General features: G+C 46.6%; 11 protein-coding genes. All 11 read left to right on the top strand.

The window, feature by feature from the left end; translation table 11 throughout:
• Positions 1–63: 63 nt before the first annotated feature.
• The 11 genes from FAM09_RS14675 to FAM09_RS14630 all read left to right on the top strand — a co-directional run bounded on the left by FAM09_RS14675 (position 64) and on the right by FAM09_RS14630 (position 24,472).
• On the top strand, positions 64–1,488 hold the full coding sequence (locus FAM09_RS14675) for a glycoside hydrolase family 140 protein (protein WP_136577867.1): 1,425 nt from the start codon (positions 64–66) through the stop codon (positions 1,486–1,488).
• A 173-nt stretch (positions 1,489–1,661) separates the two neighbouring features.
• A complete protein-coding gene (locus FAM09_RS14670; protein WP_243751680.1) occupies positions 1,662–2,504 on the top strand; it encodes a glycoside hydrolase family 43 protein in 843 nt (280 codons plus the stop codon).
• Between the two features lie 113 nt (positions 2,505–2,617).
• Complete coding sequence (locus FAM09_RS30905) at positions 2,618–4,474, top strand: exo-alpha-sialidase (RefSeq protein WP_243751679.1); 1,857 nt, start codon at positions 2,618–2,620, stop codon at positions 4,472–4,474.
• A 10-nt stretch (positions 4,475–4,484) separates the two neighbouring features.
• The gene (locus FAM09_RS30900; protein WP_166437150.1) at positions 4,485–6,032 is read left to right on the top strand and encodes an MGH1-like glycoside hydrolase domain-containing protein; all 1,548 of its coding nucleotides are present in this window, start codon (positions 4,485–4,487) and stop codon (positions 6,030–6,032) included.
• Between the two features lie 84 nt (positions 6,033–6,116).
• Positions 6,117–8,915 carry a glycoside hydrolase family 2 protein gene (locus tag FAM09_RS14660; RefSeq protein WP_243751678.1) on the top strand — a complete coding sequence of 933 codons (2,799 nt, stop codon included), beginning with the start codon at positions 6,117–6,119 and terminating at the stop codon, positions 8,913–8,915.
• A gap of 133 nt (positions 8,916–9,048) precedes the next feature.
• Positions 9,049–12,846, top strand: a complete 3,798-nt coding sequence (locus FAM09_RS14655; protein WP_136577864.1) for a family 78 glycoside hydrolase catalytic domain — start codon at positions 9,049–9,051, stop codon at positions 12,844–12,846.
• Positions 12,847–12,996: 150 nt separating this feature from the next.
• On the top strand, positions 12,997–14,145 hold the full coding sequence (locus tag FAM09_RS14650; RefSeq protein WP_136577863.1) for an iron-containing alcohol dehydrogenase: 1,149 nt from the start codon (positions 12,997–12,999) through the stop codon (positions 14,143–14,145).
• 151 nt (positions 14,146–14,296) lie between these two features.
• A complete protein-coding gene (locus FAM09_RS14645; protein WP_136577862.1) occupies positions 14,297–16,492 on the top strand; it encodes a sugar phosphate isomerase/epimerase family protein in 2,196 nt (731 codons plus the stop codon).
• Between the two features lie 119 nt (positions 16,493–16,611).
• Positions 16,612–18,495 carry a right-handed parallel beta-helix repeat-containing protein gene (locus FAM09_RS14640; protein WP_136577861.1) on the top strand — a complete coding sequence of 628 codons (1,884 nt, stop codon included), beginning with the start codon at positions 16,612–16,614 and terminating at the stop codon, positions 18,493–18,495.
• A 132-nt stretch (positions 18,496–18,627) separates the two neighbouring features.
• Complete coding sequence (locus tag FAM09_RS14635; protein WP_136577860.1) at positions 18,628–20,841, top strand: alpha-L-rhamnosidase-related protein; 2,214 nt, start codon at positions 18,628–18,630, stop codon at positions 20,839–20,841.
• Between the two features lie 244 nt (positions 20,842–21,085).
• On the top strand, positions 21,086–24,472 hold the full coding sequence (locus FAM09_RS14630) for a glycosyl hydrolase (protein WP_243751677.1): 3,387 nt from the start codon (positions 21,086–21,088) through the stop codon (positions 24,470–24,472).
• Positions 24,473–24,479 lie beyond the last annotated feature (7 nt).

Below are 24,479 nucleotides of genomic sequence, written 5' to 3'. Positions count from 1 at the left end.
ATGTGAAAATGTGCAAATGGAAACAGGGATGATCGATAATTAAATATCAGTATTGTAATAAGTATGTTTAAAGTTATTTCGCTCGTGTTAATGGCTGCGATGGCAGCGGGAGGAGTTCGGACCGCTGATAATCCGCGTCCGATGCAAGCGCTGAAGCCTTTAAAAGTTTCCGCCAATGGCCGTTATTTTATGACGGCCGATGGAAAGCCTTTTTTCTGGTTAGGCGATACCGGTTGGTTGTTGTTCTCCAGGCTTAAACGCGAGGAAGCTATTACCTACCTGGACGATCGCAAACAAAAAGGCTTTAATGTAATTCAGGTAATGGTGCTGCATACAACAAAGGTGGTAAATGCATATGGCGATACGGCTTTAAAAAATAGTAATGTAGCCACGCCCATAATAACCCCGGGCAATAATGCTGACAATGCTTCACAATACGACTATTGGGACCATATAGATTTCATTGTTAAAGCTGCAGCAGAACGTGGCATTTACATTGCCATGGTGCCCATCTGGGGCAGTGAAGTAAAAGCTGGTAAAGTAAGCCCTGTACAGGCAAAACAATATGCAACATTTTTGGCTGGTCGTTATAAAACACAACCCAATATTGTTTGGTTGAATGGCGGCGATATCAGAGGAACAGATTCCATGACCCTATGGAAGGCGCTTGGTACAACCTTGCATGAAAAAGATCCCGGTCATTTGATGACCTTTCATCCGCGCGGACGTACAACGTCTTCGATCTGGTTTCACAACGAGACGTGGTTACAGTTCAACATGTTTCAGAGCGGCCACCGCCGTTATAACCAGGATACCAGCGCCGGTGACCTGCACTATGGAGAAGACAACTGGAAGTACACAGAAATGGATTATCGCAAAACACCGGTAAAGCCCACCTTCGATGGAGAGCCTTCCTATGAAGAGATCCCGCAGGGGTTACATGACTCCCTGGAGAAAAGATGGGGTGCCGATGATGTAAGGCGGTATGCTTACTGGTCGGTATTTGCCGGCGGTTGTGGCTATACTTATGGCAACAATGCCGTTATGCAAATGCACCGTCCGAATGATACCGACGGCAACTATGGTGTAACAAATAATTGGTACGAAGCGATCAACGCGCCGGGAGCAGCACAAATGCAGCATATAAAAAATTTGATGCTGTCCAGGTCTTATTTCGACCGCGTACCAGACCAGTCGTTGATAGCCGGTGAAGCAGGAGAGCAATATGATCGCTTAATAGCCACCCGTGGAAAGAACTATGCAATGGTATATACCTATACAGGCAGAAATATTTCAGTAAAGATGGATAAGCTTGCAGGTAAAAGTAGCAAAGCCTCGTGGTACAACCCGCGGGATGGGAAATACACTGCGATCAATAGCCGTGTCACGGGTAATGGTACGTTTACCAATAAAGGCGTGCAGGAGTTCGATGCACCGGGAGAAGTGAAAGAAGGGAATGACTGGGTGCTAGTTTTGGATACCCCCTAGCTTCCTAAGAGCGGGCGTTTTGCTTACAGCTTGCGGCTTGAAGCTTGCAGCTGTATTTGTATTTGCTTGCAGCTTACGGCTTGCAGCTTATAGCTGTTCTTGATAAAATGATCATGCGAGTTTTAATATACATAACATGCATTTTTCTGGTTTCCTGCACGGCGCAGAAACCCGTGTACCTATTCACGTCATTTAACGAGCCCGCTACAGACGGGTTGCGATTTTTGTACAGCTATGATGGCTATAAGTGGACAGATGTTGGTCGCACCTTTGTTAAACCTGAGGTAGGCAGTAAAGTAATGCGCGATCCCTCTATGGCAAAAGGCGCCGATGGCGAATACCACCTGGTTTGGACGAGCGGCTGGAACAAAGACAAAGGATTTGGCTATGCGCATTCGAAAGATCTGGTGCATTGGTCAGCGCCCGAATTCATTCCCGTTATGGAAAATGACTCCAATGTGGTGAATGTGTGGGCGCCGGAGATCTTTTATGATGATGAGAGTAACCAGTTCATTATCGTTTGGGCTTCTACCATTCCGTTTAAATTCCCGAAAGGGCAGGAGGATGAAAACAATAATCACCGCTTGTATTATACAGTGACCAAAGATTTTACAACCTTCTCCCCATCCAAATTATACCTCGATCCCGGTTTCAGCGTCATTGATGCCGTGATCGTGAAAAGAGCTGCAAAGGATTATGTGTTGGTGTTGAAAGATAATACCCGCCCTAACCGAAATATTAAAGTGGCATTTGGCAAAGATCCACTCGGTCCATGGGAAAATGTATCCGCACCCTTTACCGGAAATTTTACCGAAGGTCCTTCCGTAGCAAAAGTGGGTAACGAATGGCTGATCTATTACGATGCGTATCGCAACAAGCGTTATGATGCCGTAAAGACAAGCGATTTTATTCATTTTGATTCAGTGGCTGTTTCAGTACCTGTAGGGCATAAACACGGGACGATCTTTATGACTACAAAGAAAGTGTTGAATGGAATAATAGCGAGTAGTAAGTAGTGAGTAGCGAGTAGGGAAGACACAAGTTGGGAAGCTTTGAGTGCTTCGGATAGTAATGAATGACGAAATGTAATCCTACTAGCCACTAGCTACTAGCCGAACTTAAAAATGAAATGATGAACTTTATTAATAAAATAGCATTCTTAGGATCAATTACATTCACCTGCATGCAACTGACCGCCCAGCAAGACACCGTGCGTTATGTTGGAACTACTTTAGCAAACGTAGACTATCATCATGGGCAGTTGTCGCCGGCTGTGGGTGTGCACAACATCCAGGTAATGCGGGCCAACCGCGAGCAACCTGATGCGGCCAATGGTTTTGGCTGGACGTACAACCACGCGCCCATGCTCACCTATTGGAACAACACCTTTTTCCTGGAATACCTCAGCAATCCCGTTGGGGAACATGTGCCGCCGGGTCAATCGGTGCTGATGACATCCAAAGATGGTTATCACTGGTCCACGCCAGTTGTTGTATTTCCACCTTATAAGATCGCCGATGGTACCACCAAGGAAGGCTATAATGGGGTAGCGAAGGACCTCACAGCGGTTATGCATCAGCGCATGGGCTTTTATATTTCTGCTAAGAACAGGTTGCTGATATTTGCCTATTACGGCATGGTGCTGGGGCCGAAAGATGATCCCAACGATGGCAATGGAATTGGTCGCGTGGTGCGGGAGATCTATAAAGACGGCAGCTTTGGCCCTATCCATTTCATCCGGTACAACCACGCATTCAATGCAAAAAATACAGACTATCCATTTTTTGAGCGCAGCAAGGACAAAGGATTTGTAGAGGCTTGTAAAGAAGCATTAGGCAATACCTTGTTATTACAACAATGGAGCGAAGAGGCCGATCGCAATGATCCGTTGATCGCGTTGCACAACAATAATTACAAAGCATTCAACTCTTACGAATTACCCGATGGCAGAACGGTTGGGTTGTGGAAGGTGGCGTTAACATCGATCAGTGCCGATAAAGGCAAAACCTGGTTATACAACCCGGTACGCGCGCCCCGCTTCGTGAACAGCAATGCCAAGATCTGGGGACAGCGTACATCAGATGGAAAATATGTTACCGTATACAATCCATCGGAGTTTCGCTGGCCGTTGGCGCTCTCTGTAAGCGATGATGGATTGAACTATAAAAACCTGTTGCTGGTAAACGGCGAGATCACTTCCATGCGCTATGGCGGAAATTATAAAAGTTATGGACCGCAATACGTACGTGGACTGGAAGCAAACGCCACCTCGCCCGATGGCAATTGCTGGGTAACCTATAGCATGAACAAAGAAGATATTTGGGTTACGAGCATACCCGTACCGGTGAAAGATAAAGTTGACCAGGATGTGAACGATGATTTCCCGGAATTGCCTGCCGCCAGCGCATTAAAGGAATGGAATATATACAGTCCATTATGGGCGCCGGTATCGTTAGAGAAGGTTACTGATGCCACGCAACAATTGGTCATAAAAGACAAAGATCCATTTGACTATGCTAAAGCAGAGCGCGTATTGCCGGCTGCAAAGAAAATGACAGCAACCTTTTCTGTTACGCCGCAGCAGGACGATCACGGTAACCTGTACATCGAGTTTCAGGATGGCAAAGGGAATGCAGGCATCAGGTTGGTATTTGATTCAACCGGAACACTGACCGTAAAGGCAGGCTATAGAAATAAGAGCATTACAAAGTATAAAGCAGGCGTGCCCTATAATATTACCGTGTCGTTAAATACAGAGGCTCGTTTTTATACCGTATCAGTAAATGGAAAGCAGGAGGGCGGCAACCAGATCTTCTTTGCACCCCTTGAGAATGTGCAACGCTTCGTGTTCAGAACAGGCGATGTACGACGCTTTCCTGATGCCGATACCCCCACCGACCAGATGTATGACCTGCCTAACCCCGGCGCACAGGCCAAACTGGCAGCGTATTATATCAAATCGGTGAAAACAAAAAAAGAACTGTAAGCAGAAGAAAATGATTAAAAAAGTAGTCATATTATCACTTTCTATTGTATTGTACACAAGCTGTGCTGTTGCTCAAAAAAGCAAAAAGAACGGTGGCGCTATACTGAAGGCGGAAAACTTCCGGCACTATGTAGATTATTTCAATAAAATGGAAGATGAGAACATCGCGCAGGCCATTCCCAATGCGCAGTCGTGGGACTGGATGAAAGCGAATATTCCGTTGTTCGAATGTCCACAGCAGAACTTTGAAGAAATGTGGTACTACCGTTGGTGGACATTGCGGAAGCACATCAAGCAAACGCCGGTGGGTTATGTGTTTACCGAATTCCTGGTGAACCGTTCTTATGCCGATAAATACAACCTCATCGCCAGTGCGTTGGGGCATCATATTTATGAAGCCCGCTGGTTGCATGACAATAAATACCTCAACGAATACCTGCACGTATGGTACCGGGGTAACGATGGCAAACCCATGAAAAGGTTACATACTTTCAGCAGTTGGAATAGCAATGCCCTGTATAACCGGTACCTGGTAAATGGCGATAGCAGCTATTTGCTGAATATGCTTCCGGACCTGGAAACAGATTACGCTGATTGGGAAGCAGAAAGGCGATTGCCGAACGGTCTTTTCTGGCAGGCAGATGTAAAGGATGGCATGGAAGAGTCTATCAGCGGTGGCAGAAAGGAAAAGAATGCCCGGCCTACCATTAATAGTTATATGTATGGGAATGCCATGGCATTATCCATTATCGAAAGCATGGCTGGTAACAAGGTCAAAGCAGACCTGTATGCATTAAAGGCAGACAGCATTAGGAAGTTATTTCATCAGCTGCTCTGGAATGCGAAGGATACCTTTTTTGAAACCCGGAAGCAGGCAGATACAATGGCCAATGTGCGGGAAGAAGTCGGTTTTATTCCCTGGTATTTCAATTTGCCCGATGCAGGATATGAAGCAGCCTGGAAAAAAATAACAGATGAGAAGGGGTTCTTTGCACCATTCGGTTTAACTACGGCGGAAAGAAATCATCCGCAATTCCGTACGCATGGCTGTTGCCAGTGCGAATGGGATGGCGCGGTATGGCCTTATGCCACTTCGCAAACAATGACTGCCATGGCCAATTTAATGAATAACTATCAACAGTCAGTAGTGAACGATTCGGTGTACTTCCGGTTGATGGAGTTGTATGTTGAATCGCAATACTATCGTGGCCGTCCCTATATAGGCGAGTACCTCGACGAAAAGACCGGCTATTGGTTAAAAGGCGACCAGGAACGCAGCCGCTATTATAATCACAGTACATACAACGACCTGGTGATAACAGGATTGATGGGCTTGCGTCCACGCGCTGATAATACGATAGAAGTAAATCCGCTGATACCGGAAAATAAATGGGCCTGGTTCTGCCTGGATAACGTATCGTATCATGGAAAAACAGTAACGATCATCTGGGATAAAGATGGAACGAAATATAAAAAGGGCAAAGGATTAAGTGTATGGGTGAATGGAAAGAAGGTGGCCGCCGCCGATAATTTACAACGGGTAACCGGAGCGTTTTAATTATAAGGCGTGTCACGGCTTGAAGCCATGGCACGCCTGTGCAATCGGAACAATAGAGTAATCAGAATAGAAGAATAGATGGAAATGAAACCGACTATAAAAAATAATTTGTTTAAGGCGCTGGCCTTCGCTTGCAGCATACAGCTTATAGCTTATAGCTCTTCGAAAGCTCAACAAACCGAGATCCAATACCTCTCCGGTACCGGTAGCGATAAAACCGTTAACTGGCAATTCTTCTGTACCGCGGGCCGTAACTCTGGCAAATGGACAACCATTCCGGTTCCATCGAACTGGGAATTGCAGGGCTTTGGAAAATACAATTATGGCCACGATAAAGATTCCCTACGTGGTAAAGAACAAGGCTTATACAAATACAACTTCACCGTGCCTGCTAACTGGCAGGGCAGAACGATCAACATTGTTTTTGAAGGTTCCATGACCGACACCGAAGTAAAGATCAATGGCCAGTCAGCAGGTGCAAAACACCAGGGATCGTTCTATTGTTTCACCTACAACATCACGAAGCTGTTAAAATTTGGAAAGAAGAATTTGCTGGAAGTAACGGTAAGCAAGCATTCAGCCAATGAATCGGTGAACGGTGCAGAACGCCGCGGTGATTACTGGATCTTCGGCGGTATCTTCAGGCCCGTATTTTTACAGGCGCTTCCGGTTGAACATATTGCTCACGTAGCAGTAGATGGAAAAGCAACGGGCGCTTTTACTGCCAAGGTAAAACTCTCAACAGCAACACAAGCTGATGAAGTAACAGCCCAGTTGTATACCATGGATGGCAAAAAGGCCGGTAACGCCTTTTCTGCAACAATTAAAGCCGGTGATTCGGTAGCTATGTTGCAAACAACAGTAGCTTCTCCGTTACTATGGACACCGGAATTTCCCAACCGGTACCGTGTTGAGCTTACTTTACTGGCAAAAGGAAAACCGGTTCATGTCATTCAGGAGAAATTCGGATTTCGAACAGTAGAAGTGCGCGAGCGCGATGGCATTTACCTGAATGGCGTTAAAATAAAATTCAAAGGCGTGAACCGCCATTCTTTCTGGCCTGCCACCGGCCGGGCGATGAATGAAACCCGGAGTATTGAAGATGTGCAAATGATAAAAGACATGAACATGAATGCGGTGCGGATGTCGCATTATCCGCCCGATGCGCATTTTCTGAACGCCTGTGATTCACTGGGATTAATGGTGCTGGACGAATTAGGCGGCTGGCACAAAGCATACGATACACAAGTGGGTTCTATATTGGTAAAGGAAATGATCGCGCACGATTGCAATCATCCTTCCATCGTGATCTGGGACAACGGCAATGAAGGCGGACATAATTTTGAGCTTGACCATTGGTTCGATGAACTGGACCTTCAGCAACGTCCGTTGATCCATCCCTGGCAGGTGTTCCGTCAGTTCGATACCCAGCATTATATCAACTATGATTATGGCAACGACACCCATTTGCATGGTCATAAAATAACTTTTCCTACAGAGTTCCTGCATGGTTTATATGATGGCGGTTTAGGCTCAGCGCTGGAAGATTACTGGGAACTGATGTGGCGTCATCCGTTGTCGGCGGGTGGCTTCCTGTGGGTATTTGCCGATGAAGGGGTAGCCAGGAAAGACAAAAACGACAGTATTGACAATGATGGCAACCACGCGCCGGATGGAATTGTAGGTCCCTTCCATGAAAAAGAAGGCAGCTATTATACCATTAAAGAAGTATGGGCACCGGTACATTTTGAACAAAAAGATCTTACCGCTGCCTTTAACGGGCATTTCCGTGTAGAGAACCGGTATCATTTTACCAATCTCAATCAATGCCGCTTCACCTTTAAGCTGGCATCGCTGCAAAATGGTAATAAGGAGACCACTACCGGCACGGTTACTGTTCCTGATATCGCACCAGGTACAACAGGCGCCATTACCTGCAACCTGCCGGCCAACTGGCAACAATACAGTGTGCTGTATGTAACGGCTTACGACGCGCATCAAAAAGAGATCTATACCTGGAGCTGGCCCATTAAATTACCATCTGCTATGGCGCAAACCCTGGTGAAACAGGAGGGCAAAGCGGCTGTTACAGTTGAAGAAAAAGATTCTTTGATCATTGCCACTGCCGGTGATGTTGTCATTTCTTTCCATACAACGACCGGTTTATTGCAAATGGTACAAAATGGAAAAGGCTTTATTCCATTAAGCAATGGTCCCATATTATGTGAAGGCGAAACGGGTTTTGTTAAATGGAATACCCGCAAAGAAGGCAATAACCAGGTTATTGCTGCTGAATTCCAGAAGAAAAGCCTTTGCCAAATGTTAGAGTGGACGGTATACCCATCAGGCTGGGTAAAAATGCAGGTAAAATATTATCCGAAGGAATATGAGACTTCGTTAGTAGGTATTAACTTCTCTTTTCCCGAAAGCATTGTGAAATCAATACAATGGGTTGGTAATGGTCCATACCGTGTTTGGAAGAACCGTATGAAGGGTGTTACATTGAATGCCTGGAATAAAGAGTACAACAATACTTCAACCGGCGAAGGCAAGCTGGTATACCCTGAGTTCAAAGGGTATTACTCTAATCTGTATTCGATGAAGCTGATCACATCTGGTCAACCGCTGACAGTTGTGTGCAACAATGAAGATGTTTTCTTACGATTGTTCACGCCCCGGTTCTCGGTAACGCCATTCAATACGGCGCCGGTTTTCCCGGGCGGCGATCTGTCGTTCATGCATGGCATTTCACCGATCGGTACCAAATCGCAGAAAGCAGAGAAGATGGGACCCATGGGCCAAAAGCACATGTTTTTTGACTATTGGAAAGACCCGATGTATGCGAAGGATATTACGCTGTTTTTCGATTTTTCGGGAGAGTAGGGTAGGTTGATAAGTTAACAAGTTGATAAATAGAAATTCACCATTGACGGCTACTGTATTTGCTTATAGCTTACAGCTTATGGCTTTTAGCTATTTTCACGATTGCCGACACACGAAAAGCGTATCGAACAAAATGAACATTGTTATAAAATACAGATTCTCTTTATTAGTGAGCACATTGCTGTTGTTATCAACTGCAACTACTGTTGCACAGATCACCGTGCAGCGCCTGCGTTGTGAAATGTTGAATAACCCGGCTGGTATTGATGTAACACAACCGCGCCTGAGCTGGCAGCTTTCCGGCAGGGCCCGCAACATTCAACAGACCGCTTACCAGGTGTTGGTGGCTTCTACACCGGAAAAACTGGCGCGGCACGAGGGAGATATCTGGAATTCGGGCAAAGTGACTTCCAACCAATCTATACACGTAGTATATAAAGGCAAACCACTCGCCAGCCGCACCGCCTGTTACTGGAAAGTAAAACTGTGGACGAACAAAGGCGAAACAACCTGGAGCGAAACCGCTTCCTGGAGTATGGGATTATTATCACCCATTGACTGGAAAGCAAAATGGATCGGCCTGGATAAAGCCATGCCCTGGGACAGTGTTACCCAGTTCTCCCGCTTATCTGCCCGGTATTTTCGTAAAACATTCACTGAGCCGTCTGCAGTAAAAAAAGCAACGGTATATGTATCAGGCCTGGGTTTGTATGAACTGTTCATCAATGGTCAGCGAATAGGCGACCAGGTAATGGCGCCGGGTGCTACCGATTACACTAAGTCTGTTCTGTACAACACATACGATGTAACTGCCCAATTGCAAAGGGGGAACAACGTCGTTGCCGCCGTATTGGGCAATGGCCGTTTCTTTACCATGCGGCAGAACTACAAGCCAAAGAAGATCAAAACATTTGGTTTTCCTAAACTGCTATTACAACTGGAAATAGTTTATGCCAATGGAACTAAAAAAAGTATTGTTACCGATGGTTCCTGGAAAATGACTGCCGACGGTCCTATTCGTACCAATAACGAATACGATGGCGAAGAGTATGATGCTACCAAAGAATTGACCGGCTGGAACAATACCGGTTTTAATGATAACAGTTGGCAACAACCGCAAGTGGTGCAGGCGCCGGGTGGCCGTTTGATCGCTCAAATGAATGAACCCATTAAAGTAATGCAAACCATCAGGCCGGTGAATATAGCACAGCCAAAACCGGGTGTATTCATTTTGGACATGGGACAAAATATGGTAGGCCGGTTGGAGATGCGGGTAAAAGCAAGCAAAGGCCAGCAGGTGCAATTGCGTTTTGCAGAAAGCCTGCAGCCAAACGGCGAATTGTACGTAGCCAATCTGCGCGACGCCAAAGTAACCGATAAATACACTGCCAAAGGAAGTGGTACAGAAACCTGGCAACCCACTTTTGTGTATCATGGATTCCGGTATGTTGAGATCACGGGTTATCCCGGTACGCCCACTATCAACGACTTCGAAGGAAAGGTAATTTATGATGCCATTGCAACAACCGGAACGTTTGAAACTTCCAATGAAATAGTCAACCGTATTCATAAAAACGCCTGGTGGGGCATAAGCGGTAATTACAAAGGAATGCCGCTGGATTGTCCGCAACGCAATGAACGCATGCCCTGGCTCGCTGATCATGCTGTTGGTTCATTAGGCGAAAGTTTTCTGTTTGGTAATGGGAATCTGTACGCGAAATGGCTGCAGGACATTGAAGAAGCACAAACCGCAGAAGGCTCTATTCCCGATGTTGCCCCGGCTTATTGGAATTATTACAGTGATAATATGACCTGGCCCGGCACTTATGTAACTATTGCCGACATGCTGTATAACCAGTACGGCGATAAGCGGGTGATTGAAAAGCATTATGCCTCTATGAAAAAATGGTTGGCATACATGCAGCGTAAATACATGAAGGATTTTATTGTTACCAAAGATAAATATGGCGACTGGTGTGTGCCGCCCGAATCCCCGGAATTGATCCATTCGAAAGACAGCGCCCGTAAAACAGATGGTACGCTCATTGCTACCGCGTATTATTATCGCATGCTGTGGTATATGCAACGCTTTGCCGGCTTATTGAACAAGCCGGAAGATGCCAACACATTTGCTGCGCTGGGTAACAACATACAGCAGGCATTCAACAAAAACTTTTACAATAAACAAAAGAAGTGGTACAGCAATAACACCGTTACGGCTAACCTGTTGCCGTTGTATTTTAATATTACGCCCGATAGTTTGAAAGAAGGGGTGTTTAATAATATCTCTCATAAAATATGGACTGAAAACCATGGCCACATCAGTACCGGTGTTATCGGGGTGCAATGGCTGATGCGTTGTTTAAGCGACTACAAGTTGCCCGATATGGCGTACACCCTGATTGCTGATACTACGTATCCCTCCTGGGGGTATATGGTAAAGCATGGCGCAACTACCATTTGGGAATTATGGAATGGCAACACGGCTAACCCCAGTATGAACTCGCAAAACCATGTGATGCTGCTAGGCGACCTGCTCGTGTGGATGTACGAGAATGCAGCGGGTATTAAATCCGATAGTAAAGAGACCGGTTTCAAAAAGATCATCATGCAACCCACGCCGTTAGATGGATTGCATTTTGTAAACGCTTCGTATGAATCGATGCATGGTGCCATAAAAAGCGCCTGGAAAAAAGAGATTGACCGCTTTGAATGGCATGTTACCATCCCGGCCAATACAACCGCGCTGCTGTATGTTCCGGCTGATGATGTGCAGCATATTATGGAGAACAACAAACCGGTAACAGATGCCGAAGGCATTCGCTTCGTACGCATGGAAGGGAAGAAGGCAGTGCTGGAAGTGGGCTCGGGCGAATATGCTTTTGTTTCCCTGTATAAATTGAAAAGCGGTATTGTAGCAGATGAGTTCATATTCAATAAAACGTCTTTCCCTGAAAGCCATGGCGCTACTATAGCGGAAACGCCGAAAGGACTGGTGACTGCCTGGTTTGGTGGCACCAAAGAAAGAAACCCGGATGTGATGATCTGGGTAAGCCGCCGGGTAAACAACCAGTGGACGGAACCGGTAGCTGTGGCCAATGGCATTGTGAACGATACCTTGCGCTATGCCTGCTGGAATCCTGTGTTGTATCAGGTTCCCAATGGAGATTTGATCTTGTTCTATAAAGTAGGACCCAATGTAGGTGGCTGGAAAGCCTTTATGATCCGTTCAGCCGATCATGGCGTTACCTGGAGTAAACCGCAAGCCATGCCTGAAGGCTTTTTAGGTCCGGTTAAAAACAAACCGGTGCTGTTAAGCAATGGCGATTTAATTAGTCCATCGAGTAAAGAAGTGAATGGCTGGACGGTACATTTTGAAGTATCGTCCGATATGGGCAAAACCTGGAAAATGGTGGGTCCCATCAACCCGGATAAAAAGATAAACGCTATTCAGCCGAGTGTGTTGGTCCATAAAGATGGCAGGCTGCAAATATTATGTAGAAGCAAAAGCGCTGCGGTGGTGGAATCATGGTCAACCGATAACGGTAAGACCTGGTCGCCATTAGCTGAAACCGAATTGCCGAACAATAACTCGGGTACAGATGCCGTGACCTTACAGGATGGCCGTCAGTTGATCGTATACAATCATGTGAGAACGCCCAAAGGAGCGCCCAAGGGGGCACGTACGCCATTGAATGTGGCAGTGTCACAGGATGGAAAAAAATGGAGTGCTGCCCTGGTACTGGAAGATTCACCGGTGAGCCAGTATTCATATCCGTCAGTGATTCAGTCTGCCGATGGCATGGTGCACATTGTATATACCTGGCGCCGCCAGCGTGTTAAATATGTGAAAGTAGATCCGTCGAAGTTGCAGTTGGCGCCGATTGAAAGTTTTAAATCGGGTGATCAGATGGGAGATAGTGAATTGTGAGACAGTTTATTGTTTATAGTTTATGGTTTATTGTTGCTGAATAATCGGAATAGCTGAATACAATCGTTCATTCCGAATAAAAGAACCATAAACTACAAACCACAAACCATAAACTGATAAATATGTTCGAAATGAAACATTGTAATTCATATGCAAGATCTATTGAAAATAAATTTTCCTGGTAAACTCGTATTTGGTAAAGGAACATTGGAGCAATTACCCGATGAAATTACTGCCTTATCCTGTAACCGGCTATTAATTGTGACCATTTCGCCGTTGCTTACCCAGTTGAATACATTGATCGCTATACTGGAAGCAAGGGGCGTAAAAGTATTTGTGAACATGAGCATTATGCGCGAACCTACTTTTGCAGAAGTGCAGCAGATGATGCAGGAAGTAAGCGGGTTCAATCCCGATGTAGTGGCAGGCATAGGTGGCGGCAGTGTACTGGATGTGGCTAAACTGATTGCCGCATTATTGGACAATGAACAGGGCCTGAAAGAAATAACCGGTATCGGGCTACTGAAAAAGCGTTCCAAAAAACTGATCTGTATACCGGCTACATCCGGTACAGGCAGCGAGGTGTCGCCCAATTCTATCCTGGTTGATGAAGCAGATAATCAGAAGAAAGGCATTATTAGTCCTTTCCTGGTGCCAGATATAGTGTATATAGATCCGCTATTAACGATGAGCGTGCCGCCTTCTATTACGGCTGTAACTGGTATCGATGCATTAACGCATTGCCTGGAAGCATATACCAATTTGTTTGCGCATCCATTGATCGATGTGTACGCTTTTGAAGGCATGCGATTGATCGCAGCGCACATCGTGCAGGCAGTGCAAAATGGAAAGGATTCAGCCGCGCGTACCCAGTTAGCGATGGGTAGTTTGCTGGGGGGATTTTGTTTAGGTCCGGTTAATACAGCCGGCGTGCATGCCCTGTCGTATCCCCTGGGAAGTACTTTCCATCTTACCCATGGTTTATCGAATGCTTTGTTGTTACCCTATGTAATGGAGTTTAATTATGTGGCAGCGCCCAAACGCTATGCAGATGTAGCAATAGCTCTGGGTTGCGATCGCCAGGCAGATGATATAAAAACAGCTTTGAAGGGTATTGAAAAGATCCGTTCCCTGATCAGCGATTGCGGTATCCCGGCGCGGTTACGGGATGTAGGCATTCCCAAAGAAGCCATATCGCAAATGGCGGTGGATGCCATGAAGATCACCCGGTTATTAAAGAACAATCCGCGGCCGATCACCGAAGCGGATGCCATTGAAATTTATAATGCAGCTTATTAAACAATGCAACACCGCACCCGGAACGGAAAGCGACGGGGATTACTTTGAGAGCAGTATGAGAAAGCGAGTGGCGAGTAGTGAGTAGCTGGTAGGAAACGAAAAACGGGAACTGTATTGGCTTATAGCTTACAGCTTTTCTAACAAAATTATTATGATACGAAAATTTATTTTTTGCATCTGGATGCTGGTTTCAATCGATTGCCTAAGCCAGACATCCGACGATGCCTACCGGGAGCCGTTGAAACAGGTGTTGAAGGAGATCGAGCAGCAATATGGCATCAGGATCAGGTTCAGCGACGCTATGGTGAGCGATCGTTGGGTAACCTATGCCCGCTGGCGCTTTCGGCCCGATGTGGAGAAGACGCTGGCAAACGTATTGGCATCCCAGGACCTTTCCTTCAGCAAGACCGGCGATAAAAGTTATAAGATCAGTGCGTTTCAATATCATTTGAAAACGGTGGAAGAAGGCAAAGCGCAATTGGAATACCTGTCATCTTTATATAATGATGTGGCCAGTTGGGAGAAACGCAAAAGCGAATTACGCGCCTGCATGTATTCCGCTTTGCAATTGTCGCCCATGCCTGCGGCGCCGGCATCAAAACCTGTCATTACGCCGGTGCGGAAGATGGATGGCTATACGGTAGAAAATATTGCCTTTGAAATATTGCCCGGAGTGTATACCAGCGCGTCATTGTATCGCCCGGCAAAAGTTAAAGGAAAGATCCCCGTCGTGTTATGCCCGGACGGTCATTGGGACAAACACCGTTACCGTGCCGATTGCCAGTATCGCTGTGCCACGCTGGCCCGTATGGGTTGTATGGCCATCAGCTACGACATCTTTGCCTGGGGTGAATCGCTGTTGCAATTCAAATCTGAAGATCATCGGCGTAGCCTGGCCATGACGGTACAGGCATTGGGCGCTTTTCGCATCCTGGATTATCTGCTGGCATTAAAAGAAGCGGATACCAGTCGCGTTGCCATTAGTGGCGGTTCGGGTGGGGGAAGCCATACCATGCTGGTAACGGCACTGGATGATCGCATTAAATTAAGCGTGCCGGTAGTTATGTTGTCATCGTATCATAGTGGCGGCTGCCCCTGCGAAAGCGGTATGCCGGTGCATTTATGTGGTGGCGGCACTAATAACCCGGAAATAGCGGCAATGGCGGCGCCTCGTCCACAACTGGTTATCTCAGATGGTAAGGACTGGACGGCCCATGTTCCTGAAACGGAGTTTCCATACCTGAAAAAAATGTACGGGTATTATGGTAAGCCCGACATCGTTGAAAATGTGCACCTGCCCGAAGAAGGACATGATTATGGCATTAATAAACGCATTGCTTTGTATGAATTTATCGGCAAACATTTTCGTTTAGATATGAAGACAGTGAAAGATGCAACCGGTAAGATCGATGAAAGCAAAGTAACGATAGAGCCTGAAGCGGCGCTGAAAGTATTCGGTGAGCATGGGGAGAAATTACCTGCTAATGCTATTCATAGCTATGAGGAGCTGAAAAAATTATTTGAGACCGCTGGAACGCAATCTAAGAACGAGAACAAGCAATATAAAATTGCGGTTGTAGATCTGATGATCTTAAAGCGGCAAAAGCTGGGCGCATTTCAATTAACCAAAGAGATCGGCGCCGATGGCGTAGAGGTGGATATGGGTGGTCTCGGTCAACGCGAAACTTTCGATAATAAACTGGCGATCGATTCGGTGCGGGAACAATTTTTAAATAAAGCAAAAGAGTTGAACCTGGAGATAACCTCGCTGGCCATGACAGGCTTTTATGCGCAATCGTTTCCAGAAAGGCCAACTGCGGTGAAAGCGGTGCAGGATTGTATCAATACCATGAAGCAGATGAATGTAAAAGTGGCTTTTCTGCCATTGGGCATCAGGGGCGACCTGGTTAAATATCCTGAATTGCGGCCTGCCGTAATAGAGCGGTTAAAAGAAGTGGGAAAGATGGCTGAAGCAGCAGGCGTGGTCATTGGCATTGAAACGGCATTGAGCGCTACGGAAGAAGTTAAGCTGTTAAAAGATATTGGTTCACCTGCCATCCAGATCTATTTCAATTTTTCCAATCCATTGCAGGCCGGCAGAGACTTGTATAAAGAGCTGGCTATACTGGGTAAGGATCGCATCTGTCAAATTCATTGTACCAATAAGGACAGTGTGTGGTTGCAGAATGACCCGCAGATCAATATGAACCGGGTAAAACTGACACTGGAGAAAATGGGTTGGACCGGCTGGCTGGTGATCGAGCGGTCACGCGATGCTACCGATCCTCGTAATGTAAAAAAGAATTTCAGCGCGAATACCGCGTACCTGAAGTCGATATTTCAATAAAGACCCTGAGCGAAGTCGAAGGGTCTGGTCAACGCGTTGAGCGTCCTGAGCGCAGTCGAAGGGCCGAAACGCGTCATTAATAGAACGAATATAATAACGGGCTTAGCTTTCAGATCAACATGAAAAAACTGTTTAATTGCGCGATTGCTTCTTTAGTATTGGCTTGCAGTATGAGTTTGTCGGTGCAGGCGGCAGATATCTGGGTGGCCCCGGGTGGGTCAGATGCCAATCCGGGTACAAAAGAAAAGCCAATGGCTACAGTAGCCATGGCGTTGCGAAAGGCAAGGGAAATGCGCCGGTTAAATGATCCTGCTATTGCGAATGGCATTCACATTATTGTAGAGAACGGCGTATATGCATTGAGTGAACCTTTGTTTATACGGCCTGAGGATTCCGGTACGCCGGGTAGTCCGACTATTATAGAAGCAGCACCAGGCGCTAAGCCCGTATTAAGTGGTGGAATACCAGTGAAGGGTTGGCGAAAAGCAACTGAAAAAATTCCGGGTTTACCAGCCGCTGCACAGGGGAAAGTCTGGATAGCTGATGCACCTGTAGAAGCAGGCCGCTTGCTCGATTTCCGCCAACTGTGGGTAAACGATCAAAAAGCCGTTCGCGCCCGCGACAGGAATGCAGACAGTATGAACCGCATTCTTTCCTGGGATCACCAAACGGAGCAATGTTGGATCCCCAAACCAACAACCACGGGCTGGGATAAAATGGCCGGACTGGAAATGGTTATTCACCAGTGGTGGGCGATTGCTGTTTTAAGAATAAAATCGGTTACTATAAAGGGTGATAGTGCGTTGTTGAGCTTTCATCAGCCGGAAAGCCGCATTCAATCTGAACATCCCTGGCCAGCGCCCTGGATCTCACAAAAGACCGGCAACTCTGCTTTCTTCTTAACCAACGCCATTCAGTTCCTCGATGAACCCGGTGAATGGTTGCTGGATGTACAGCAACAACGTATCGTTTATTGGCCACGCAATGGGGAAGATCTGCGCACGGCGAAGGTGGTTGCCCCTTATTTGCAAAACATTGCCCGGGTAGCAGGAACCATTGATAACCCGGTTTCGCATGTATATTTCAAAGGGATCAATTTTAGTCATACCACCTGGTTGCGTCCTTCACAGGCAGGACATGTTCCGTTACAAGCGGGTATGTATTTGCTGGATGCTTACAAATTAAAAATACCCGGTACGCGCGATAAAAAAGGATTGGAGAACCAGGCCTGGATCGGCCGCCAACCGGCTGGTGTTGAGTTGCAATTTGTAAACAATACCGGTTTTGAGCGCTGCAATTTTTCACACATGGCCGCTACGGCGCTCGATTATATAAAAGGCACCAACTATGATACCATCATTGGTTGCACCTTCCGCGATATTGCCGGTACGGCTGTACAAGCCGGTATTTTTTCCGATCCCGGCTTTGAGACCCATCTGCCTTATAACCCGGCTGATGAAAGGGAATTATGCCGCAAACTCACCATCAGCAATAGTTTTATTACCAATTGCGCCAATGAAGACTGGGGCTGTGTGGGCATCAGCGCCGGTTATGTGCGTGATATTAATATTGAGCACAACGAAGTGAGCGATGTCGCTTATAGCGGTATTTGCGTAGGGTGGGGTTGGACGAAAACCATCAATGCCATGCGTAACAACCGCGTTCATGCCAACCTGGTGCATCATTATGCAAAGCATCTGTATGATGTAGCTGGCTTATATACTTTGTCTGCACAGCCCGGTTCGGTGATCAGTGAGAATTATGTGCACACGATCGGGAAAGCGCCTTATGCGCATGATCCCAACCATTTCTTTTATATGTACCTCGATGAAGGTTCTGCATACATCACCCTGAAAGATAATTATTGTGAAGTGGAAAAGTTCATGAAGAATTCCAATGGCCCCGGTAATACCTGGGAGAACAACGGGCCGATGGTAGCGGACAGTATTAAGAACAGGGCTGGTCTGGAGGAAGCGTACAGGGAAATTAAGAATGAGAAATAAAAAATAAGGAATGTAAAAGGGAATATTGAATATTAAATGTGGAAGTGAATACAAAAGAAATCAGGAATTCCCGAATAAAAGAACCAAAAACTATTAACAATAAACGATAAACTACTTAATAAAACCTTCCGGATGAATTGCAGACATGCCATATTGCAACACTCAATTTGGATTTCGTTGTTATGGATCACTTGCACAACTCAGGCGCAACCCGCGCATCATGTTGAGGCGGCGCCCGGGGCCGCTGCTCAGGCTACCTGGATCTGGTATCCCGGTGATTTTGAGATCTGGCTGGCCAACAACATGCAGAACCGTCGCACCGAGCGGGGATCTTTCTTTCCGCCTTTCTGGAAACTGGATAATCATTATGTGCTGATGGATTTTCATAAAGATGTTGAGTTGGCGGAACCGGAGCAGATCAATGTATTTGTAGAAGGCAATTACATCCTGAAACTCGATGGAAAGGGCTTTGAAGGTACACCGCAACAGATTACCATACCTGCCGGTAAGCACCGCATTAATGTAAAAGTATTCAGTCGCGATAACGTACCTGCTATTTATGTGAAGGGTAAGACTATTGTTTCTGATTCTTCGTGGCTGGTAACGTTTGAAGACAAGGAATGGATCGACGAGACCGGTAAAACATCAGATATTTCAGCTACTGTCTGGTTAAAAGCCGGCAGTTGGAATTTCAACGACCCTGCACAACGTCCTTCCGCATTTAAATTGGCAGTACAACCACAATCGGCTGTTGCTACCACCAAAAACGGCGGATCGTTATTAGTTGACTTTGGCAGGGAAACCTTTGGTTTTATCCGCCTGCATGGTTTGCAGGGCAATGGTAAACTGTCGTTATATTATGGCGAATCAAAAGAGGAAGCATTGGCTACTGGTACTTGTGAAACGCTCGACCGGGTAGAGGTGAACCTTGGTTCAAAAAGGGATTCTGTAATGGTATTGTCAAAAGCTTTCCGTTTTGTAAATATTCAAACCGAGGGCGATGTTACTGTTGACTCCGTTTCGATGTTGTACGAATACCTGCCAGTTGCCAATCGCGGTTCTTTCCGTTGTTCAGATACAAGCCTTAATAAAATATGGGATGTGGCGGCGTATACCATGCAACTGGCTACCCGTGAGTTTTTCATCGATGGTATTAAGCGTGATCGCTGGATCTGGAGTGGCGATGCGTATCAGAGCTACCTGATGAACTATTATCTTTTCTTTGATGTGCCAACGGTTTCCCGTACATTAATGGCCCTGCGTGGTAAAGACCCGGTGACAAGTCACATCAATACCATCATGGACTATACCTTTTACTGGTTCCTGGGGATCTACGATTTCTACCAGTATACGGGCGATAAAACCTTCATTCAGCAAACCTACCCGCGTATGCAAAGCCTGATGGATTATTGTTTGCAACGTCGCAATAAAGATGGCCTGATGCAGGGATTGTCTGGTGACTGGATCTTTATTGACTGGGCAAATGGTTTAAGTAAAAAAGGAGAGGTGAGCTTTGAGCAATTGCTTTTCTGCCGGAGCCTGGAAACCATGGCGCTTTGTGCCAATATGGTGAACGATACAAAGAATGCAGAACTGTATAAACGGTTGGCTGCAGATCTGAAAACAAAATTATTTTCCATTTACTGGAACGATGCCAAACATGCGCTCGTGCACAGCCGGGTTGATGGAAAGCCAACCGATAATGTAACCCGTTACGCCAACATGTTTGCCATCTTCTTTAATTATTTTAATAATGAGCAGAAGCAAGCGGTAAAACAGCATGTATTGTTAAACGATGCTATACAAAAGATCACTACGCCCTACATGCGGTTTTATGAACTGGAGGCATTGTGTGCTATGGGCGAGCAAAAATATGTGTTGTCGGAAATGAAGAGCTACTGGGGCGGGATGCTGCAGGCCGGTGCTACTTCATTCTGGGAAGAATACAATCCTGCCAAACAAGGCGCGGAGCATTACGCTATGTATGGCCGTCCGTTTGGAAAAAGCCTTTGTCATGCCTGGGGCGCCAGTCCCATTTACCTGTTGGGAAAATATTACCTGGGCGTACTACCGCTTTCACCGGGGTATGCCACCTGGGTGGCGGAACCGGTTTTAGGTGGATTGCAATGGATGGAAGGAAAAGTGCCTACGCCTCATGGCGATATCGATGTGTATTGCAGCACTTCCAAAATAAAAATAAAAGGCAGTGAAGGCACCGGTACGCTTCGCTTCAAAAGCCAGGCGAAACCTTCGTGCAAAGGAGCGGTGATTGTAAGTAAAGGAAATAATGTATATGAAATGACGGTAGAGGCAGGGAAGGAGTATGAGGTGAAATATAAAGGCTAATGTGGTAATTTGAAAATGTGATAATTTGATAATTTGAAAATGAAATACAGTTGGTGGCAGGCTTTAAGCGGTATTTGCTTATAACTGCATTTGCTTGTTTACAGCTTATGGCTTACGGCTTACAGCTTATGGCTTACAGCTGTTTTTACCCTTGATCATTCATGAAATGAGAAAATATACTATCATATTACTGGGCTGTTTAAGTGTACTATCCCTGTTTTCACAGACGCGGAAGCTCCCGGCAATGACTTCATTTACAAAAACGGCTCCATTATCAGATACCTCACTCGATGAACTGTTCCGTCATCCGCCGGAACAGGCCAAACCCTGGGTGATCTGGTACTGGAACCGGGCGGCCGCTTCCAAAGAAGGTATTACGGCCGACCTGGAAGCTATGAAGTTGGCTGGTATTGGCGGGGCTTATATGATGTTCATTGGTGGCGCCGATAGCATACCGTTGGTGAACCCGCCTGCGCAGCAATTATCACCGCATTGGTGGCAACTGGTTGTATTTGCCATGCAGGAAGCCAAACGCCTGCATTTGCCCTTAGGTATGCATGTGAGTGATGGTTTTGCCCTGGCCGGTGGTCCATGGATAAAACCCGAAATGTCTATGCAGCGCGTGGTAAGCACAAAGACGTACGTAACCGGTAATAGAACATTCAATGGCCTGCTGCCACAGCCCGAAACCCGGGCGAATTATTATCGCGATATAGCGGTGTTCGCATTTCCTACCATGATCAAAAAAAGCATAGCCGATACGGCATTGGTGCCGGTGGTTACAAGTAGTGTGGCCGGCGTATCGCCGCAATTCCTGATCGATAAACGCAACCGCCAAAGCTTCCGGAGCGACAGCGCCTGCTGGATCCAATATGCATATGAAAAACCATTTACGGGCAGGTCAATTGTAATTAGGACCAGCGGTACCAGCAGCTACTCTGCACGACGGTTAATGATCATGGTGAGCAATGATGGCAAACAATTCAGTGAAGTAGAACGGCTGCAATCGCCCCGCCATGGCTGGCAGGATACCGATGCCGATGTGACCTATGCCATTAAAGCCACTACAGCCCGATATTTCAGGTTTGTATACAAAAGAGAAGGACTGGAACCGGGCTCGGAAGACCTGGATGCTGCGAAATGGAAGCAATCGCTGAAGATCAATGGCATCCTGTTGTCGGGCGAACCGGTGATCCATCAATACGAAGGAAAGAGCGGCGCTATATGGCGGGTAAGTGAACGTACAACAGTTTCGCAGGCGCCCGATTCTTTGTGTGTGCCGCTTAATAAGATCATCGATATTACCAGCAAGATGACACCGGATGGCCGCCTTACCTGGGAGGTGCCTGAAGGCAACTGGACGATTATGCGGGTTGGACATACTTCTACCGGCCAAACCAATGCAACAGGTGGCGGAGGGAAAGGACTGGAGTGCGATAAGTTTAATCCCGAAGCGGTGCGGCTGCAATTCGATAACTGGTTTGCAGAAGCCATCCGTAAAGCAGGGCCTGATGTAGCTCGCGAAGCACTAAAAATGTTCCATCTCGATAGTTGGGAATGTGGCAGCCAGAACTGGTCACCGGTGTTCAGAGCGGAATTTAAAAAGCGCCGGGGGTATGATTGCCTGCCGTATCTCGTTGCCATGAATGGTGTGCCTGTGCAAAGCGCCGATGTGAGTGAACGTTTTTTGTATGATGTCCGGCAAACTATAGCCGAACTGGTTAATGATAACTTTTATGGTAACCTTAAAGGATTGGCGCATGCAAAAGGCTGTGTGATCAGTGGAGAAACGGTAGCGCCTACGATGACCAGTGACGGGTTACTCCATTATCAGAACACGGATATCCCTATGGGTGAATTCTGGTTGCGCAGTCCAACCCACGATAAACCCAACGATATGTTTGATGCCATTTCAGGCGCGCATATCTATGGTAAGTCTATTATAGGGGCCGAAGCATTTACCGAATTGCGGATGGCCTGGGATGAACATCCCGGCATGTTAAAGACGCTGGGTGACCGCAATTATGCCTGGGGTGTTAACCGGCTGGTGTACCATGTGTTCATGCATAACCCCTGGATGGACCGCCAGCCGGGCATGACCCTGAATGGAGTAGGCATGTATTTCCAGCGGGACCAAACCTGGTGGAAGCCGGGGAAAGCCTGGGTAGAATATGCGCAACGTTGTCAGGCATTGTTACAACAAGGTAAACCGGTAGTGGATGTGGCCGTTTTTACAGGTGAAGAAATTCCCCGCCGTTCCATTTTGCCAGACAGGCTTGTAAGCACCCTGCCCGGCATTTTTGGCGATACATTAGTAGAGGCCGAAAAAAAGCGATTAGCCAATGCCGGTAATCCATTAAGGTCTTTGCCGGAAGGTGTAACGCATTCCGCGAATATGGCTGACCCGGAGAATTGGGTTGATCCTTTGCATGGTTATGCCTATGATTGTATTAATCCGGATGCATTGATGAAGGCTACCGTGCGTAATGGCCGTATTGAGTTACCGGGTGGGGCGGGTTATAAACTTTTGATTTTACCGCAGCCACATCCTATGTCGCCCACAGCCAAACGCATGACCCCGGCAGTTGCCAAAAAGATAGCAGAACTGGTAATGGCCGGCGCAACCATAATTGTAAATGATGCGCCAGAGCAATCGTTCAGTTTAACGCAAGCTGCTGTTGCTGACAAACTGGTAAAAACGATTGCCGGTTCTATCTGGAAAAAAGTGCCGACCGGAAAATTAATGAAATGGAAAGTGGGCAAGGGTACGGTAGTACAGGGGCCTTACCGGGAAAGTTCGTTTGAGCCTATTGGTATCCAAAGAGACCTGGAGTTTGTGGATGATTCCGGAAAACCAACCCGTGATATTGCGTGGACGCATAGAAGCGGGAATGGCTTTGATATCTATTTTATCAGTAATCAACGGCAGGAAGACCGCGGTTTGGCGTTGTCGTTACGGGTAGCAGGCCGGGTACCTGAGATCTGGGACCCTGTTACCGGTGAGCAGGCCAAAGTTGACATGTATATGTTCAAAAATGGTAGTACAGCACTGCAATTGGTGTTGCCTGCCAACGGGTCTTTATTTGTTGTGTTACGTAAACCAACAAAAGAAACTTCTTTCCTGAATCTGGCCGCACATGACATAACAGTGGATTCTATTCGAAATGCCTGGAATGTAACCTTCGATAGTACAAAAGGCGGTCCGGCACAACCAGTAGTTTTTGAGCAACTGAACGACTGGTCAACCGATAATAATAACGCTATTAAATACTATTCGGGAACGGCTGTGTATACAACAACCTTTGAAAATAAGAATGCACCGGCTGCCGGCGGCAGGGTTTGGCTCGATGCAGGCAGTGTAGCTAACCTGGCTGAAGTATTTGTGAATGGAATTTCCTGTGGTGTTATGTGGACGCCGCCATATCGCCTGGATATTACAAAAGCATTGCGTCCTGGTAAAAACGAATTGCGGATTGAAGTTACCAATACCTGGTGCAACCGGTTGAAAGGTGATCTGGCATTGCCACAGCAAGAACGCATCACCTGGACCACAGCGCCTCTATGGTTAAAAGACAAACCGCTGTTGCCTGCGGGCTTGCTGGGGCCGGTAACATTGCAAATAGAACAATAGTAAATCT

Origin of the sequence: Niastella caeni (assembly GCF_004834005.1) — a bacterium.
In the GTDB taxonomy this organism is placed as follows: domain Bacteria; phylum Bacteroidota; class Bacteroidia; order Chitinophagales; family Chitinophagaceae; genus Niastella; species Niastella caeni.
This window is presented reverse-complemented; position numbering and strand designations above follow the sequence as displayed.